Source organism: Aestuariivita sp. (assembly GCF_021404545.1).
In the GTDB taxonomy this organism is placed as follows: Bacteria; Pseudomonadota; Alphaproteobacteria; order Rhodobacterales; family Rhodobacteraceae; genus Aestuariivita.
This window is the reverse complement of record NZ_JAAWWD010000045.1, coordinates 38,374-52,476: the sequence shown is the minus strand read 5'-3', so window position 1 is coordinate 52,476 and position 14,103 is coordinate 38,374. Positions and strand designations below refer to the sequence as shown.

General features: G+C 63.3%; 17 protein-coding genes. 10 read left to right on the top strand and 7 right to left on the bottom strand.

What is annotated here, in order from left to right:
* Nucleotides 1-58 precede the first annotated feature (58 nt).
* Nucleotides 59-409 carry an H-type lectin domain-containing protein gene (locus HEP69_RS16015; protein ID WP_290559532.1) on the top strand — a complete coding sequence of 117 codons (351 nt, stop codon included), beginning with the start codon at nt 59-61 and terminating at the stop codon, nt 407-409.
* A gap of 56 nt (nt 410-465) precedes the next feature.
* On the opposite strand, the gene HEP69_RS16010 is transcribed toward HEP69_RS16015, so the two are convergent.
* On the bottom strand, nt 466-984 hold the full coding sequence (locus HEP69_RS16010; RefSeq protein WP_290559531.1) for a DUF6653 family protein: 519 nt from the start codon (nt 982-984) through the stop codon (nt 466-468).
* 8 nt (nt 985-992) lie between these two features.
* Nucleotides 993-2,012, bottom strand: coding sequence for a ribose-phosphate pyrophosphokinase (locus tag HEP69_RS16005; protein ID WP_290559530.1), 1,020 nt, complete (start codon nt 2,010-2,012; stop codon nt 993-995).
* 109 nt (nt 2,013-2,121) lie between these two features.
* On the opposite strand from HEP69_RS16005, the gene HEP69_RS16000 reads away from it, so the two are divergent.
* Nucleotides 2,122-2,724, top strand: coding sequence for a 2-hydroxychromene-2-carboxylate isomerase (locus HEP69_RS16000; protein ID WP_290559529.1), 603 nt, complete (start codon nt 2,122-2,124; stop codon nt 2,722-2,724).
* Nucleotides 2,725-2,730: 6 nt separating this feature from the next.
* The gene (locus HEP69_RS15995; protein ID WP_290559528.1) at nt 2,731-3,540 is read left to right on the top strand and encodes an alpha/beta hydrolase; all 810 of its coding nucleotides are present in this window, start codon (nt 2,731-2,733) and stop codon (nt 3,538-3,540) included.
* 169 nt (nt 3,541-3,709) lie between these two features.
* Here the strand turns inward: HEP69_RS15995 and HEP69_RS15990 are convergent, their stop codons facing one another.
* The 5 genes from HEP69_RS15990 to HEP69_RS15970 form a co-directional block, all read right to left on the bottom strand.
* Complete coding sequence (locus HEP69_RS15990; protein ID WP_290559527.1) at nt 3,710-4,744, bottom strand: beta-eliminating lyase-related protein; 1,035 nt, start codon at nt 4,742-4,744, stop codon at nt 3,710-3,712.
* A 1-nt stretch (nt 4,745) separates the two neighbouring features.
* Nucleotides 4,746-5,216, bottom strand: coding sequence for a YcgN family cysteine cluster protein (locus HEP69_RS15985; RefSeq protein ID WP_290559526.1), 471 nt, complete (start codon nt 5,214-5,216; stop codon nt 4,746-4,748).
* Nucleotides 5,213-6,145 (bottom strand): bifunctional riboflavin kinase/FAD synthetase, encoded by a 933-nt coding sequence (locus HEP69_RS15980; RefSeq protein ID WP_290559525.1) that lies wholly within the window; start codon nt 6,143-6,145, stop codon nt 5,213-5,215. The genes HEP69_RS15985 and HEP69_RS15980 overlap by 4 nt, the downstream gene beginning before the upstream one ends.
* 175 nt (nt 6,146-6,320) lie before the next feature.
* Nucleotides 6,321-6,665: an antibiotic biosynthesis monooxygenase gene (locus HEP69_RS15975; RefSeq protein ID WP_290559524.1), complete on the bottom strand. Its 345-nt coding sequence runs from the start codon at nt 6,663-6,665 to the stop codon at nt 6,321-6,323.
* A 646-nt stretch (nt 6,666-7,311) separates the two neighbouring features.
* Entirely contained in the window at nt 7,312-9,339 is a 2,028-nt protein-coding gene (locus tag HEP69_RS15970) for a 4Fe-4S binding protein (protein WP_290559523.1), read from the bottom strand.
* A 107-nt stretch (nt 9,340-9,446) separates the two neighbouring features.
* On the opposite strand from HEP69_RS15970, the gene HEP69_RS15965 reads away from it, so the two are divergent.
* From HEP69_RS15965 to HEP69_RS15935, 7 genes are all read left to right on the top strand, one after another.
* On the top strand, nt 9,447-10,160 hold the full coding sequence (locus HEP69_RS15965; protein WP_290559522.1) for a biotin/lipoate--protein ligase family protein: 714 nt from the start codon (nt 9,447-9,449) through the stop codon (nt 10,158-10,160).
* Nucleotides 10,157-10,723: a DUF6505 family protein gene (locus tag HEP69_RS15960; protein ID WP_290559521.1), complete on the top strand. Its 567-nt coding sequence runs from the start codon at nt 10,157-10,159 to the stop codon at nt 10,721-10,723. Before HEP69_RS15965 ends, HEP69_RS15960 begins: the two co-directional genes overlap by 4 nt.
* The gene (locus HEP69_RS15955; RefSeq protein ID WP_290559520.1) at nt 10,720-11,739 is read left to right on the top strand and encodes a DUF6352 family protein; all 1,020 of its coding nucleotides are present in this window, start codon (nt 10,720-10,722) and stop codon (nt 11,737-11,739) included. Before HEP69_RS15960 ends, HEP69_RS15955 begins: the two co-directional genes overlap by 4 nt.
* Entirely contained in the window at nt 11,739-12,275 is a 537-nt protein-coding gene (locus tag HEP69_RS15950; protein ID WP_290559519.1) for a DUF3305 domain-containing protein, read from the top strand. Before HEP69_RS15955 ends, HEP69_RS15950 begins: the two co-directional genes overlap by 1 nt.
* 1 nt (nt 12,276) lies before the next feature.
* Nucleotides 12,277-13,020 carry a DUF3306 domain-containing protein gene (locus HEP69_RS15945; protein ID WP_290559518.1) on the top strand — a complete coding sequence of 248 codons (744 nt, stop codon included), beginning with the start codon at nt 12,277-12,279 and terminating at the stop codon, nt 13,018-13,020.
* 264 nt (nt 13,021-13,284) lie between these two features.
* Nucleotides 13,285-13,833: a molecular chaperone TorD family protein gene (locus HEP69_RS15940; RefSeq protein WP_290559517.1), complete on the top strand. Its 549-nt coding sequence runs from the start codon at nt 13,285-13,287 to the stop codon at nt 13,831-13,833.
* Nucleotides 13,834-13,890: 57 nt separating this feature from the next.
* Nucleotides 13,891-14,100: a hypothetical protein gene (locus tag HEP69_RS15935; protein WP_290559516.1), complete on the top strand. Its 210-nt coding sequence runs from the start codon at nt 13,891-13,893 to the stop codon at nt 14,098-14,100.
* Nucleotides 14,101-14,103: the final 3 nt, after the last annotated feature.

Here is a 14,103-nt window from a genome sequence, read left to right as displayed (position 1 = left end):
CCCGAATTTTGCCCAAGTTACATGCCATAGCTTTGAAAAAAGGCAGAATGAGCAGATTATGAAACGTGTGGCCAGTCATTTGATTGGGGTGGATCAGGGGGATCTGGTCCTGTTTTCGGATTATGAGAACGGCGGCGCAATGTGGACCGGTCGCGGTGCGCGCCAGCGGCTGGTTCCGGTACAGTTTTCCCAAAGATACCGCAAGCCCCCTGTGGTCCACGCGGCGATGTCGCTTCTCGATATCGCCACGGGTCCGTCAATCCGGGCCGATGTCAGCACCCGTAAGATCACCGAGGGCGGGTTTGAGATCCTGTTCCGCACCTGGGAGGACAGCCAGGTCGCCCGTATCCGCGTGGCCTGGATGGCGATCGGGGAGCTGCCCGATGACGAGGACTGGGAGCTCTGCTGACGTGGAAAGGGGCGGCTGCGCCGCCGCCGTTCCTATCCGCGCGGCCCGAGAGGCTCTTAGCCGGTATCGTCGAGCTCTGCCCAGTGATGGCCCGCTGCTTGCCAGTCCTGCGCGATCCAGACCATGCGGTCACAGAACCACATCTTGGGCAGGGCGGTCAGGACCACGCCGGTGATCGTGGCGAAGGGGTCCAGCGTCCAAACCCCCCAAATGAGCGGGATCACCCCGATGAGCGGCGCCCAGGTCAGCCATTTGAGCGCCAAAATGTGATGCGGAGCGACATCGTCTGGGCGGTAGATATGGATGCGTTCACCCAAAACGGCGCGCGCGCCCCAGCTGTCCAGCGACGCCGGTTCGGGAAAGACGCGCGGATTGGCCCAGATCCAAAGGAGGGAAAGGACGACCGGGATCAACGCGGCCCAGCCCAGCAGATCGCGCGACCAGATTGCCAGAACCAGAAGCGGCAGGCAGGTGAACCGTGTCCAGACCGACCAGGGGTTGGCATGGCGCCGCCAGACCGCCTGCGACATCCCCATACTGCGCGCGATGCGTGCCAGGGCGGTTGGCCTGCCCATCCGCGCCATCAGTTCGGGATGTAAAGGTTTTCGTAGATCGGTGTGAGCGTTTCGGCTTCAAAGAGCGACGAGACGCTCGTGCCATGCCAGATGTTCAGAATCGCCTGTGCAAAAATCGGAGCGGTGGGGACCACACGAATATTTGGAGCGGCCAAAATAGCCTCGGTCGGCTGGATCGTGTCCGTGATCACCAGTGATTTCATCACCGAATTGGTCACCCGCTCGACCGCCGGGCCGCTCATGACCCCATGGCTGATATAGGAATGCACCTCGGTCGCGCCATTCTCCAACAGGACCTCGGCCGCCTTGCAGAGCGTGCCAGCCGTGTCGCACATGTCATCGACGATCAGGCAGATCTTGTCCTTCACTTCGCCGATCACCGTCATTTCGGCCACTTCACCGGGCTTTTCGCGGCGCTTGTCCACGATCGACAGCGGCGCATTGATCCGTTTGGCCAGCTCACGTGCCCGTGCCACGCCCCCCACATCCGGGGAAACGACCATGAGTTGGTTCATCCGGTCGCGGAACATGTTGGCTACATCCAGTGCAAAGACCGGTGACGCATAGAGGTTGTCCACCGGAATATCGAAAAACCCCTGGATCTGTGCGGCATGCAGATCCATCGTCAGCACCCGCTCGACCCCCGCGCTGACCATCATGTTGGCCACAAGCTTTGCCGTGATGGGCGTGCGCGCCTTGGTCCGGCGATCCTGCCGTGCATAGCCGAAATAGGGGATCACAGCAGTGATGCGCGAGGCCGATGACCGACGCAGCGCGTCACACATGATCACCAGCTCCATCAGGTTGTCATTGGCCGGGTTGGACGTGGGCTGGATGATGAACATATCCTCGCCGCGCACATTCTCGAACACTTCGACAAAGATCTCGCCATCGTTGAACCGCTCGACCCGCGCGTCCACCAGACCTACGTTCACACCGCGATGCATGCTCATGCGGCGTGCGATCGCTTCGGACAATGGACGGTTTGCATTCCCAGCGATCAGCTTGGGTTCATTCAGTTGTGGCATGTGGTGAGTTCCCAGGTGGCGGCGGAGCCATGTGACAGATTCGTAACGTTGACACCGCTTAACACGGCAGTACCGTCGCGCAAAGTTCCTGCCCAGAAGAGGCCTCACGATGACCCAAATCGATTACTTTTTTGCGACAGTCTCGCCCTACACCTATCTCGCGGGGACCCGCCTGGAAGAGATCGCGGCGCGCCACGGGGCCACAATCCGATACAAGCCTCTGGATGTTCTGGCGCTCTTTGCGCGTACCGGGGGTACGCCACCCAAGGATCGCCATCCCGCACGTCAGGCGTACCGCGCCCAGGAGTTGATGCGCCAATCTGCCAAGCTCGGAATGCCGCTCAATCTCACCCCCGCGCATTGGCCGACCAACCCCGCGCCGTCGTCTTATGCGTTCATCGCCGCACAGAACGCGGGCGGCGGGGATCTGGGGGCGCTGGTGGCCGCGCTGACCCGTGCCTGCTGGGCCGAAGAACAGGATATCGCCCAGGACGAGGTCATCCGGGCGTGCCTGTCGGCCAACGGGTTTGATCCCGCGCTGGCCGATAGCGGACTGTTGCAGGGTGCCGAGACTTATGCCGCAAACCTCGAAGAGGCGGTTGAGCGTGGTGTTTTCGGCGCGCCGTTCTATATCACCGAGGACGATCAGCGTTTTTGGGGCCAGGACCGGCTTGACGACCTCGACGCGCATCTTACGAACATGAAAGGCTGATTCTGGGTGAAAGATCTGACCTCTTGCCATATCCATTACACACATCTGGGGGCAGGGCCGCGCGATGTCTTGGCGGTTCACTGTACGCTTGCCCATTCCGGTGCCTGGCGGGGCATTGCGCGCGAGATGGCGCAGGAGGTTACGCTCCACGCCTTTGACATGCCCAGCCATGGCCGGAGCGCGGATTGGGCGCCCGATGCGGGCGATTATCAGGATCTCTGCGCGGCGGCGGCGCATCGTCTTCTTGACAGGCCGATGGATCTTCTGGGCCATTCCTTTGGCGCAACCGTTGCCTTGCGCCTGGCCGCCGAACGGCCGGACCTGGTGCGCTCATTGACGCTGATTGAACCGGTATTCTTCGCGGTCGCGAAACAGGACGATCCCGACGCCGTGACGGCCCACGATGCCGACGCCAAACCGTTTTCCGACGCGTATGAAAGCGGCGATTTCGCCTTGGCCGCGCGGCTTTTCAACAGGATGTGGAGCGATGGGCCACGCTGGCCGGATCTGCCCGAGACGACCCGGGCGGCAATGACCCGTGCCATTCATGTGGTTCCTGCGTGCAGATCGGCGATTTATCAGGATCGGGCAGGGCTCTTGCTGCCTGGCGGGTTGGATGCGATCACCGCACCCGCGCGGCTTGTGCGCGGGTCCAAGACGCATCCGGTGATCGGCGTAATCAATGACGGGTTGGCGCGCCGCTTGCCGCGCGGCGAAAGCCATGTGGTCGAGGGCGCAGGGCATATGCTGCCGATCACGCATCCGGCGCAGATGACCCCGCTGTTGCGCGGGTGCTTTGCCATGGCGCCGATCTGAGCGGAAATGGTGGCCCCGATTCCCCTGTCTGCTTGAAACCTCAATGCGTCAGGGTTGCCCTGCGATCAGTGGGCTGCTGCAATAAATGGGTGACGGCGGTCCGCTCAGCTTCGCTCAGACGCGCAACCGCCATCAGCACGGGCGAGCGGATCCATTCCGGGACGGCAGATCAGATGAGGTCCAGGAACTGGTCGATTTGATCGGCCGTGATCGACCAGTCGCAGACCAATCGGCAGGCCAGCATTTCGTCCGGATCTCCCTCAATGGTCCCTCCCCACAGATGATACGCGGCGCCCTTCTCAAAGAGGTCTCGGTGTTTTGCCCGGGGAAAGGCGGCAAAGATCATGTTGGCCTGCGGTTCATGGAGAAAGTCGGCACCCTTGGCGCGCAACCCTTCTGCAAGCCGCGCCGCATTGGCATTTGCCGCCCGGGCCGCGCGCAGCCAGAGATCGTCGCGCAGATAGGCCGCCATCTGGGCCGAGAGATAGCGGTGCTTGGAGAAAAGATGCGCGCCACGTTTGCGCCGCAGCTCGAACTCCCACGCGTGGGCAGGGTCGAAGAAGATCACGGCCTCCACTCCCATCAGCCCGTTCTTGGTGCCGCCAAAGCTGACCGCGTCCACGCCCTGTTTCCAGGTCATCTCGGCTGCGGTGCACTCTAGCGCGACCATCGCATTGGCAAACCGCGCTCCGTCCAGATGGACCGGAAGATCGAAGCTCTTGGCCACATCGCAAAGCGCCTTGAGCTCGGGCAAGGAATAGACCGATCCGCGCTCGGTGACCTGGGTGATCGAGACCGGGCCGCGTTGCGGGCCATGCACGCCGCGGGTCTGTTCGCCCGCGATGGTGGCCTCAAGCGCCGCAGGCGTCATCTTGTCACCGTCGGCGACCAGCGTCAGCTTGGCGCCGCCGGTGTAGAATTCCGGGGCGTTGCACTCGTCCTCGTGGATATGAGCCACGGGAGAACAGAAAATGGTCTGGAAGGGCCGGGACAGCGTCGCCAGCGCCAGGGAGTTCGCGGCAGTGCCGGTGGCGACCAGAAAGACAGCCGCATCAGGGGCCTCGAAAACTCCGCGAATTCTTGTGCGAACCTCCTCCATCAGCGCATCCGCGCCATAGGCCATTGCATAGCCTTTGTTGGCTTCGGCCAGGCCTGCCAGAACCTCCGGGTGGGTCGGGCCGGAATTGTCGGACGCGAAGAACATCTCAGATGGGCTCCTCGATTATATGGTCTTCCCAGTCGTCTTCAGGCACGTCGAACTCTGGCACTGTCGCGTTGCGCATCGATACGCCGGCGCTGTGCACGCTCTCGGCTGTGCCAGAGATCAGCGGATGCCAGTCGAACAGCCGCTTGCCTTCATACACCAGTCGATAGGCGCAGGTTTCGGGCATCCAATAGAGGTTCTCGGCGATTTTGCCCGGGCGCAGCACAATGCAGTCGGGCACGAACTGATGGCGGATCGGATATTGGGCGCAGCGGCAGGTCGTGTCGTCAAAGAGGCGGCAGGCCACGTTTGTCAACGCCACCTCACCGCTGTCCTCGTCCTCAAGCTTGTTGAGGCAGCATTTGCCGCATCCGTCACAGAGCGCCTCCCACTCGCGCGGGGTCATCTTATCAAAGGGCTTGCGCTCCCAGAACCGGGGGGCCAGCCCGTCGCGCTCGATCGGGTCGGTCATAGCGCGCCCAAAATCACGCGCGCGCGCGTGCAATCGGCATCCATCTGCGCGATCAGCGCATCGAGGCTGTCAAAGCGTTCCTCCGGTCTCAGGAAATCGACCAGACCAACTGACAGGGTGGCCCCATAAAGATCGCCGGAGAAATCGAAGAGAAACGTCTCCAGATTGGGCCTGTTCTCTCCGAACATTGGCCGCACGCCCATGGAGGCGGCCCCGTGATAGCTGCCCGCATGGGGCCCGTCCAGCACATCGACCAGTACGGCATAAACGCCGAACGCAGGTGGGTGCAGCCCGTCGATCGACATGTTGGCGGTGGGATATCCCAATTCGCGGCCGCGTTGCTCTCCTCCGATCACCTGGCCTTCGATCCGATGCCAGTGGCCCAGCATCGCCGCGGCATCGCGCGGCCGTGCCTCGCTGAGCGCGGTGCGGATCGCTGTGGAGGAGACGGTTGCTTCGGCCCGTTCCAACAGTGTGGCGATGGTCACGCCAAACCCCAACTCGGCACCAAAGTGCACCAGATCATTCGCTGTGCCCGCCCGGCCCTTTCCGAAACAGAAATCCGCGCCGACAACCACATGGGCCAAACCGAGCCCGTCGCAGATCACGTTGCGCACGAACTCCTCGGGGCTGAGCGAGGCCAGCGCGGCGTTGAAATTCAGCTCATAGAGGCGCTTGACGCCCATTTTGGCCAGTCGCGAGGCGCGCGCATCCGGGCTCATCAGGCGGAAAGGGGAACTGTCAGGTGCGAAGTACTCACGCGGATGCGGCTCGAATGTCAGCACGCCCAGGGGCGCATCCGGTGCGGCTCTGCGCGCCAGATCAATGACGGACTGATGGCCCAGATGCACACCGTCGAAATTGCCAATCGCGGCGCTGGCGCCGCGATCCTGGGCTTTGGTGAACTGATAATCCCGGATGATCCGCATAGGGCAGGGGTAGCGATCCCAAAGGCCGGGTTCAAGAGGGCATTGGCGCGGTCCGGACCACCTCGGTGACGCATCGCGCCGCAAGGACGCGCCGCCACCGCAACATGATCAGATCAGGATTGCCGTCAGGGCGCTGTGCGCGCAGCTCGGGGACAGTGATGATCTGTCGCAGAGATCACTTATGCGCCTCTCGGCTGTCCGAAGGCGCTTGTACGCGGTCGAACATGCCATAATCGCGGATGACGCCTGCGATACGCAACCTGTAGCCTGCGAAAACTCCATCCCGGCCCTGAGCCTGTGCTCCGCGATGCGCCGCAAGGTTTCGCCACCGTGCGATCGCGTCCTCGTCCTCGAAAAACGACAGTGACAGGATCTTTTTGGGATCCGTCAGGCTCTGAAACCGCTCGACCGAGATAAACCCCTCCACCTGATCCAGCATCGGGCGCATCTCTGCCGCAATGTCGAGATACTCCGCCTTGCGCCCCTCTGCCGGTTCGACCTCAAAGATTACGGCGATCATGTCAGATCCCCAATGCCGGGTTGATCAACCCGCATGGCAGGTGCGTCTGCAATCGCCAGCGTTCGGTTTGGGGTCGAAAGCGAGGCAGGGGGTCTGAGCCCGTTGTCGCCCTGTTGCTTGGTGATCCGCATGGCCAACCTTCCTGAGTGGTTTCTGAATGATCCTTGAGTGGCGATGTGTAAAGCGCGCGAGCCTGCAAACAATGGCCTCAGTGTCAGACCTCGCTCACATTGACGCGATAACCGGTCCCCGCGCTGGCTGAATGGCTTTGGTCCGACATCCTGGCAGGAGGGGTGCAGAGGGGTGTTTCAAGGCGCGCGGGCCGCTGCAATCGCGCCGATCCGCCAGAGGACCCAAGATGCCGTCGGGCAGGGGGTCATATGGTTGTGAAACCCATTCGGTCGCGTCCTTGATTTGGCCCGGAGCCCATCTTTGACGTGTCATTTTTGGGGTCACCTGAGCTGCTTGTCACGGTCAGTTCCGATCGCCAGACCGGTGGCGGCCTGGGAAAGGGGGGCCTCTGAACACCGGCACTTGGATCAATCCAACCGCCATTGACCGGGTTTTCCGACGGTCTGCTCCGCGCGAGTTCACAAAGCTCGGCAGAGGCGCGGATCGCTCTCGATGCGCCTGCGCTTTGACGGGGTCAGTTGAGTTTGCCGCGATCTTCGGCGGCTATGTGATCTTCGATGGTGCGCACGCGCCGGGTGTTTTCGGCGTGCGGATCAAAGCCCTCGTTGACGACCGCTTCGACACGGCAATCCTCGCACATTTCCAGCACTTTCAGCCGCTTCTCTCCATCCTCGCCAACGAACATCCAGTGATCGGCAAGCCGTTTCTGGATACGCTCGATCCCTGTGGCCGTGGCAAAGGGTTTGCCGCAGGCGGTACAGCAGAAGGGCTCTTCCTCGTTCAGGATGCGCCGTGGCGTGTCCCAGGCGTCAAAGTCGATCTGGGGGGTGAGTGTGATCGCGTCTTCGGGGCAGGTCGCTTCGCACAATCCGCATTGTACGCAGGCGGTTTCGGTAAAACGCAGCATCGGCGCCTCGGGGTTGTCGAGCAGCGCGTTCGCCGGGCAGGCGCCGGTGCAGGCCATGCAGAGCGTGCAGGCATCTGTATCCAGAACCACCGCGCCGAAGGGCGCACCCGCGGTCAGCGGGATCCTCCGGGCCGGTTGCGGAGCGGCGCGGTTCATTTCGGCAAAGGCCATGACCAGAAGGCCACGTTTGTCATCCGGTGGCAGGAATGTCGCGGGGCTGGCGCGGCGCGGACCGCGCGGCAGGTTGGCCAGCGCTGCCTCCAGCGCATCGGGATCGTCCGCTTCGATCAGTGTTGCGGGGCCGTGGCCGCTGGCGGAGGCCACCTCGTTGACAAGGGTGAGGCTGCCTTCAAGCCCCGACAGATCGTGCAAGGGACGGCTGCGCCCCAAAAGGGCCACGGCCCCCGCGCCATAGGCCAGGGCGGCGGCCATTGCCTCTGGTCCGACCTGTGAGAGCTCGTTGACGGCAAAGGGGATGACATGCGCTGGCAGGCCTGTGCCGAACCGGGCGGAGGCATCTATCAGCGGCTCTCCGTGATCACCATCGTGGAACAGAACCACCGGCGCCAAGGTCGCGCCCGCGTCGTGCCAGGCTCGCAGCCCCGCGCGCAGCTGGTGGGCCAGTGTGGCCACATCCGGCAGCGCGTACGAGGCCGCACCGGTCGGGCAGATGGCGGCGCATTGACCACAGCCTGCGCAGATGTTGGGGTCGATCACCACACTGTCGCCATTCGGTTTGATCGCTCCGGTCGGGCACAGAGGCAGGCAGCGCGTGCAGCCGGTGATCGCATTGCGGGAATGGGCACAGATATCGGCGGTGAAGTCGATGAAGATCGGCTTGTCGAAGGTGCCCACCATCTGCGAAGCCTTGGTGATCAGCCGGGCAACGGCAACCGGATCGCGTGGATCGGCGCGGAAATAGCCCGGACGCAGCGTATCGGCGGAAAACAGCGGTGTGCCGCCGGTCAGGTCGATCACCAGATCGGCCTTGGACACCGCCCCGTCGCGGGCGCCGTCGAACTGCAACATCTGGCGCGAGGACGGTGCGGGCGCGGCATAGCTGTCCACGGTCAGGCTGAAGGCGCCCAGATGTCCTTCGGCCTTGCGGATCTGGCCTTGCAGCACAGGATACACCGTCTGGCGTGGCGGCATGACCTCGGCCCCCGGGGTCAGCAGAACGGTAATGTCCAGGCTTTCCGCCAGATCGGCGGCAGCGCTCAGCGCGACCTCGTCCCGGCCCATAACCAGCGCGATGCCCTGACTTTCCATCGTGGTATAGGAAAATCCCCCGGGAGCGACCTCTGCCGCCGCGATCAGGGCGGCCATCTTGGGCGCGCTGTCCTGCCCTTCGACCGTCCACCCGGCGGTTTCGCGGATATTGGCGAATGTCAAAGGCACGTCCGGAGCTTCGGCCTCGCCGATCTCACGGAAAAGCGGCGCTTCTTGCGTGCAGGTAACGGTGACTGGCAGGCCGTCGGACAGGGCGGTGCGGAACCGGTCCAGGTTGGCCCGGCACAGTTGTTGCGCCGATGGGTCGCCGCCGCATCCGGCCCGGTCCAGGGCGGCCTCGTCCAGGGCCATGGTCCCCTCGCAGGTGCAGGTCAGGACGGTCCGGTTGCGGTCGCTATTGGCCATGAAACTTGGTCACTCCCTTTGGATGGCTTTTGGGGGACGGGACTTGAGGTCCCGGAAAGATCCGGTAAAACTCCCTCAGATCACCCGCCTATGCAAGGACCCTTATCGTGTTGGACAACACTCCACCACCCCGTAGACTTGTTCTCCCACCGCCCTATACGGCGCATTGGCTGCCTAAGGGCGATGCTTTTGCCGAGGCACGAAAACGCGCGCCAGAGGACGGTGCCGGCACGCTGGTTTGGCATCACAGCAGCTCCGGGGAGGCGCCGGGCCGGTTCGATTTTGCCGTGGTGCTTGAGCCCGGCATGCCACTGGCCGAGGCGCGCAAAGCCGTGCTGATCGGGATGGTCGCCCTGGCCGATGCGGTTGCTGCGCATTGCCCGCCCGAACGCGATGTGCGCTTTGGCTGGCCGACCGAGCTGGTGCTGGATGCGGGCCGCCTTGGCGGCATGCGGCTGGCCGTGGCCCCCCAGACCGGCGAGGCGGAGGAGCCTGCGTGGATGGTGCTTGGGGTCGAGCTGATTGCCGACCGCAACCATCTGGATCAGTCGGGCGCCTATCCCGGCTCTGTTTCGCTGGCCGAAGAGGATTTCGAGGATCCGGCGGCCATTCTGGAAAGCTTTGCGGCGCATCTGATGCTGAATTTCGACCGCTGGACCCATGGCGGTTTTGCCTCCGTTGCGGCCATGTATGCCGGGCGCTTGAACGACGACGGTGCGATTGGCGAGGCGGGGGAACTGATCCGGGGAGGGCAGAGCGAGCCTATTGCCCAAGGTCTGGAAAACGCCGACTGGCGCGATGCTGAGGGTCCGCGTCTGTGACGCGGCTTTTGCGCACCATCCGGCTGGATCAATCCGACGGGGTTATTTTTGCACCTGCCGCAGAACCCGGCGAATGGTCGGTGCCCGGTACATTCGTCTTTGCCGGACGGCCGCTGGATACGATGGCCCGCAAGGAACAGATCGCGTTTCGATCCGGGTTTCTGGGCATCGCCAGTTTCGGATGGTCGACCCTTGTGGTGGTGACCGAGGCGCGCGGCTCCGACCGTGACCAGGCGGTGATGGCGCTGGCCCACCAGCTTGTGACCCATCTGGGCGCGCCCAGCCTGGATCTGGCATTGCCCGCGGCCGAGGAAGAGATCGCGCTGACCGAGGAGCTGTGCCGGGGTCATGACGAAGGCACGCTGATCGCGCTTCATCGGAAGATGGACGAGGACGGGATGCGCGAACAGTTCCGCACGCTCAAACCGCGCGACGAGACGGCCTTGTCCGCAGGCTATCTGCAAGGCCATGACAAGGCGTTCCATTTCGTCGAAACCGACGAGGACGAGGGTGGGATGGAGATTGACCTGGCCGCATTGGGCCAGCGGGAGGAGACGCCATGAGGGAGTTCTGGGTTGCGTCCGGCCATCATCTGACGCGGTTGGATGATCGCGGCAGGATGCAGGCAACGGATGAATTGATCCTGGCCTGGCTGGCCCGCCCCGAAATCGTTCCGCCGCCCGAGGCCTGCGCGGCGGAACGCGCGCTGCATGAAAAGCTGTTGGCTGCGCCGCAGACCACGGTTTCGGAGGCCGAGGTTGCGGCCATGGAAGATGCCGACGCGCGCGAAAACTGGGGATTTCTCATGCGTCTGCGCGACACGCTACTGGCTGAAGGCAGTATCGAGGCGGGCTATCTCGCGTTGGTGCGTGAGGGCGCGGTCCTGCCGGTTCTGTTTTACAATCAGCTTGTGCAGCTTATCCTGCGCAACGCTCTGGACGGGTGCGAGGATACCCGTGTCCTGCGTGCGGCCGAGCTGTTTTTCCGGACCCAACGTGCCTATCTCAACGATGGCAGCATGATGCTGGCCGATGAAGAGCTGGTGGCCGAGATCGAGGCGGAAAAGGACGCATCCCCCCTTGCGGCGATGCTGGGCGGCGGGGTTGAGGCGCTCGATGTGCTGGGCGACAGCAATGGCTGGACCTATTGGAGCCGGTCGGATGCCCATTCGATGGTGCTGCCCTTTGGCGGGGATCCAAAGGCGCGCGCAGCGCTGGGGCAGGTGATCGAAGCCTTCATCGCCCATCTGCTGGGTCGCAAGGTGACCCTGACGGCGATGACCGAAGCGCCCGATGTCGATCTGCGCTGGTTCGTGGGCCTAGACCCGGTGGGCACCGAGATTGGCAATGCGCTCTGGAACGGGGCGGTTCCAAAGGGCAGCCTTGTGGGGATTTTCGCGCTGGAGTTTGCCAGCGACGAGGGGGTGGAGCCTGGTGCGCAGGGCCACCCGGTGTATCTGTTGCTGGGGATGGGCGACGACAACGTGATTCGATGCAAGCCGCAGAACCTTGTGATGGGACTGCCGTTGACACACCCGGGCACCGCCTTGCCCGTGGCGGAACCGGTGGGGAGGCACTGATGCCCAAGGAAGTAGTGCGGCTGGGCGTGGTGGGGTCGTCTTATCCGCCGACAAACCGCTGGGCCGCGCGCGTGTTGCGGCCTGTTGCTGCGATGGCCGACCTGCCGCAGATTGCTCAAGGCACCCCGATGTCGGAGCGCGACGGGATCGAGACGGTCTATATGGGCGATCACGCGCTCGTGCTGCACTCCAACGAAACCGGGCATTACATCGACAATCTTCAGGCCCGCCAACCGTCGATCTGGGTGGCGGTGGATGACGGGGTGGTGCGGGTGATCACCGTCGATCCCTATGAGGGCGAAGCGCTGGCCAGCGACCCCGAGCGCATTGTCGAGGCGGTGCCTTTGCCGCCTCAGCTTGCGGCCCGGATGGAGGCCTTCATCACCGCGCATCACGTCGAACAGGTGTTTCACAAACGCAAGCGGGTTCCGGCCACATCAGCCGAGGACCCGCGCGCGCCGCGGATTTTGCAGGCGGACGAGAAATGGGTAAACACCCGCGGCCGCTCCGGGCGCGGACCCGGCGGGCGGGGTTAGCATGGCCGGTAACGGGCAGCGCGGCGACGGCGAAGGGTTCTTCAGCGCGTGGTCCCGGCGCAAGCGCGCATCCCTGCGCGAAGAGGCCGAGGCAAAGGCCGCCGAAGCCGAGGCTGCGGAGCGGGCCGCGCAGGAGGCCGAGGCGCTTGCCGCTCTGGAGCCTGAGGTTGACGAGGCTTATGTCGCCGCCCTGCCGCCCGTGGATGAGATCACCGACAAGACGGATCTCCAGGCATACATGAAACGTGGCGTGCCCGAAGGGTTGCGCAATGCCGCGATGCGCAAGATGTGGCTGTCCAACAGCTTGATCCGGGATCACGATGACCCGGCCGTGGACTATGCCTGGGACTGGAATGCGCCCGAAGGCGTGCCCGGGGCCGGGGAGATCGTGAACCGCGACAACGTTTCCAAGATGGTCGACAACCTGACCAACAAAAAACGCCCCGATACAGAGAGCGCCGACGCGGTGTTGGCTGATGATGGCGAGCCCCCTGATCCCGATCCAGACGCCTCTGCCGAGCGAACCAATGCGCAGCAAGACGGTGTCATTGCCGATGCGGATGCGGTGCCAGACGATCCGCCCCCGGCACCCTCACCGACCCGCCGCAGTGTTGAGATCACGGGTGAGGTCACGGGCGCCTCCGCGCGACAGGATGACGAATCCAGAGAGGCGCGCGCCCAGGCGCGTATTCAGGATGATCCGGTTTTGCCGTCAAAGCGGCATGGAGGAGCGCTACCTGATTAAAAAAGTGTATCCAGAATGCATTTAACCCTCGCGTTCAGATTAAAACATGTGCATTTTGGATACTTAAAGAATTGTCGCAGTTCCGGATTGTCTGATTGTGATCGCCATCCGATTTGCGGTAAGAGTTGACCTACGGGGAGGTAAGGTCCTTTGAAGAGCGCCAGCACGGTTGCGACTGAGCCAGCGATAGACGAACAAAACGCATTGAGGGCCCAGCAGTGGAGCTTTCTTGCGCGGGTTCTGTCTCATGCGCCTGATGCGCAGATGCTCGACGCCCTCGGGCAGCTTGAAGGTGATGAAACCGCCCTTGGCCAAGCCTATGAGGTGTTGGCCCGAACCGCCCGCGACAGCGACGCAAAGGATGTCGAGCAAGAGTTTTTCGAGCTTTTCGTCGGCGTGGGCCGGGGCGAACTCTTGCCGTACGCTTCCTTCTATCTCACCGGATTTTTAAACGAGCGACCGCTGGCCGATCTGCGCCGCGATTTGGCCCTGATGGGCGTAGAGCGTGAAGCCGGACGGTATGAGCCGGAAGACCACATCGCCAGCTTTTCGGAGATCATGGCAGGTCTTGCCCAAGGAACCTTCGATGCCGCCCCGCTGGGATGTGGCGCCGCGGGAGAGGCGGGCTTTTACGCCCGTCACCTCCAGCCTTGGGTGACGCAGTTCTTCGACGACCTCGCCGTCTCACCCAGTGCGAATTTCTATCGTGCGGTGGCCGAGATCGGCCGCACATTCACCGATATCGAAACCCGCGCCTTCGAGTTGGCGCGCAAAGAGGTCGGCGGGGCTGTCGCCCCGGCTGGCCCAGCCTGAGAACCAAAGATCTTGGTGCCCATTCGCCCTGGCACCAAACCGAACAAGGAGGAAGCGATGAGCGACAAAGCAAACAAACCCAATGGGATAGGCCGCCGCGGCTTTTTCGGTGCGCTGGCGGGCGCGTCGGTGGGCGCAGTTGCGGCAGGGTCCGCGCGTCCGGCCTTTGCCGAGGAAGTCGGGGATGAGCGCACCAAGGTGCGGTATCAGGAAACCGAGCATGTCCTCGCGTTCTATCGTACCAACCGCTACTACAAGAAGGACTGATCC

What these genes read in the sequence shown, in the direction of transcription:
- HEP69_RS15975 (WP_290559524.1), bottom strand. Translation starts at nt 6,665, where the DNA reads ATGATCGCCGTAATCTTTGAGGTCGAACCGGCAGAGGGGCGCAAGGCG.
- HEP69_RS16010 (WP_290559531.1), bottom strand. Translation starts at nt 984, where the DNA reads ATGGGCAGGCCAACCGCCCTGGCACGCATCGCGCGCAGTATGGGGATG.
- HEP69_RS16000 (WP_290559529.1), top strand. Translation starts at nt 2,122, where the DNA reads ATGACCCAAATCGATTACTTTTTTGCGACAGTCTCGCCCTACACCTAT.
- HEP69_RS15990 (WP_290559527.1), bottom strand. Translation starts at nt 4,744, where the DNA reads ATGTTCTTCGCGTCCGACAATTCCGGCCCGACCCACCCGGAGGTTCTG.
- HEP69_RS15945 (WP_290559518.1), top strand. Translation starts at nt 12,277, where the DNA reads ATGGCCGGTAACGGGCAGCGCGGCGACGGCGAAGGGTTCTTCAGCGCG.
- HEP69_RS15950 (WP_290559519.1), top strand. Translation starts at nt 11,739, where the DNA reads ATGCCCAAGGAAGTAGTGCGGCTGGGCGTGGTGGGGTCGTCTTATCCG.
- HEP69_RS15985 (WP_290559526.1), bottom strand. Translation starts at nt 5,216, where the DNA reads ATGACCGACCCGATCGAGCGCGACGGGCTGGCCCCCCGGTTCTGGGAG.
- HEP69_RS15935 (WP_290559516.1), top strand. Translation starts at nt 13,891, where the DNA reads ATGAGCGACAAAGCAAACAAACCCAATGGGATAGGCCGCCGCGGCTTT.
- HEP69_RS16005 (WP_290559530.1), bottom strand. Translation starts at nt 2,012, where the DNA reads ATGCCACAACTGAATGAACCCAAGCTGATCGCTGGGAATGCAAACCGT.
- HEP69_RS15980 (WP_290559525.1), bottom strand. Translation starts at nt 6,145, where the DNA reads ATGCGGATCATCCGGGATTATCAGTTCACCAAAGCCCAGGATCGCGGC.
- HEP69_RS16015 (WP_290559532.1), top strand. Translation starts at nt 59, where the DNA reads ATGAAACGTGTGGCCAGTCATTTGATTGGGGTGGATCAGGGGGATCTG.
- HEP69_RS15940 (WP_290559517.1), top strand. Translation starts at nt 13,285, where the DNA reads ATGCTCGACGCCCTCGGGCAGCTTGAAGGTGATGAAACCGCCCTTGGC.
- HEP69_RS15970 (WP_290559523.1), bottom strand. Translation starts at nt 9,339, where the DNA reads ATGGCCAATAGCGACCGCAACCGGACCGTCCTGACCTGCACCTGCGAG.
- HEP69_RS15955 (WP_290559520.1), top strand. Translation starts at nt 10,720, where the DNA reads ATGAGGGAGTTCTGGGTTGCGTCCGGCCATCATCTGACGCGGTTGGAT.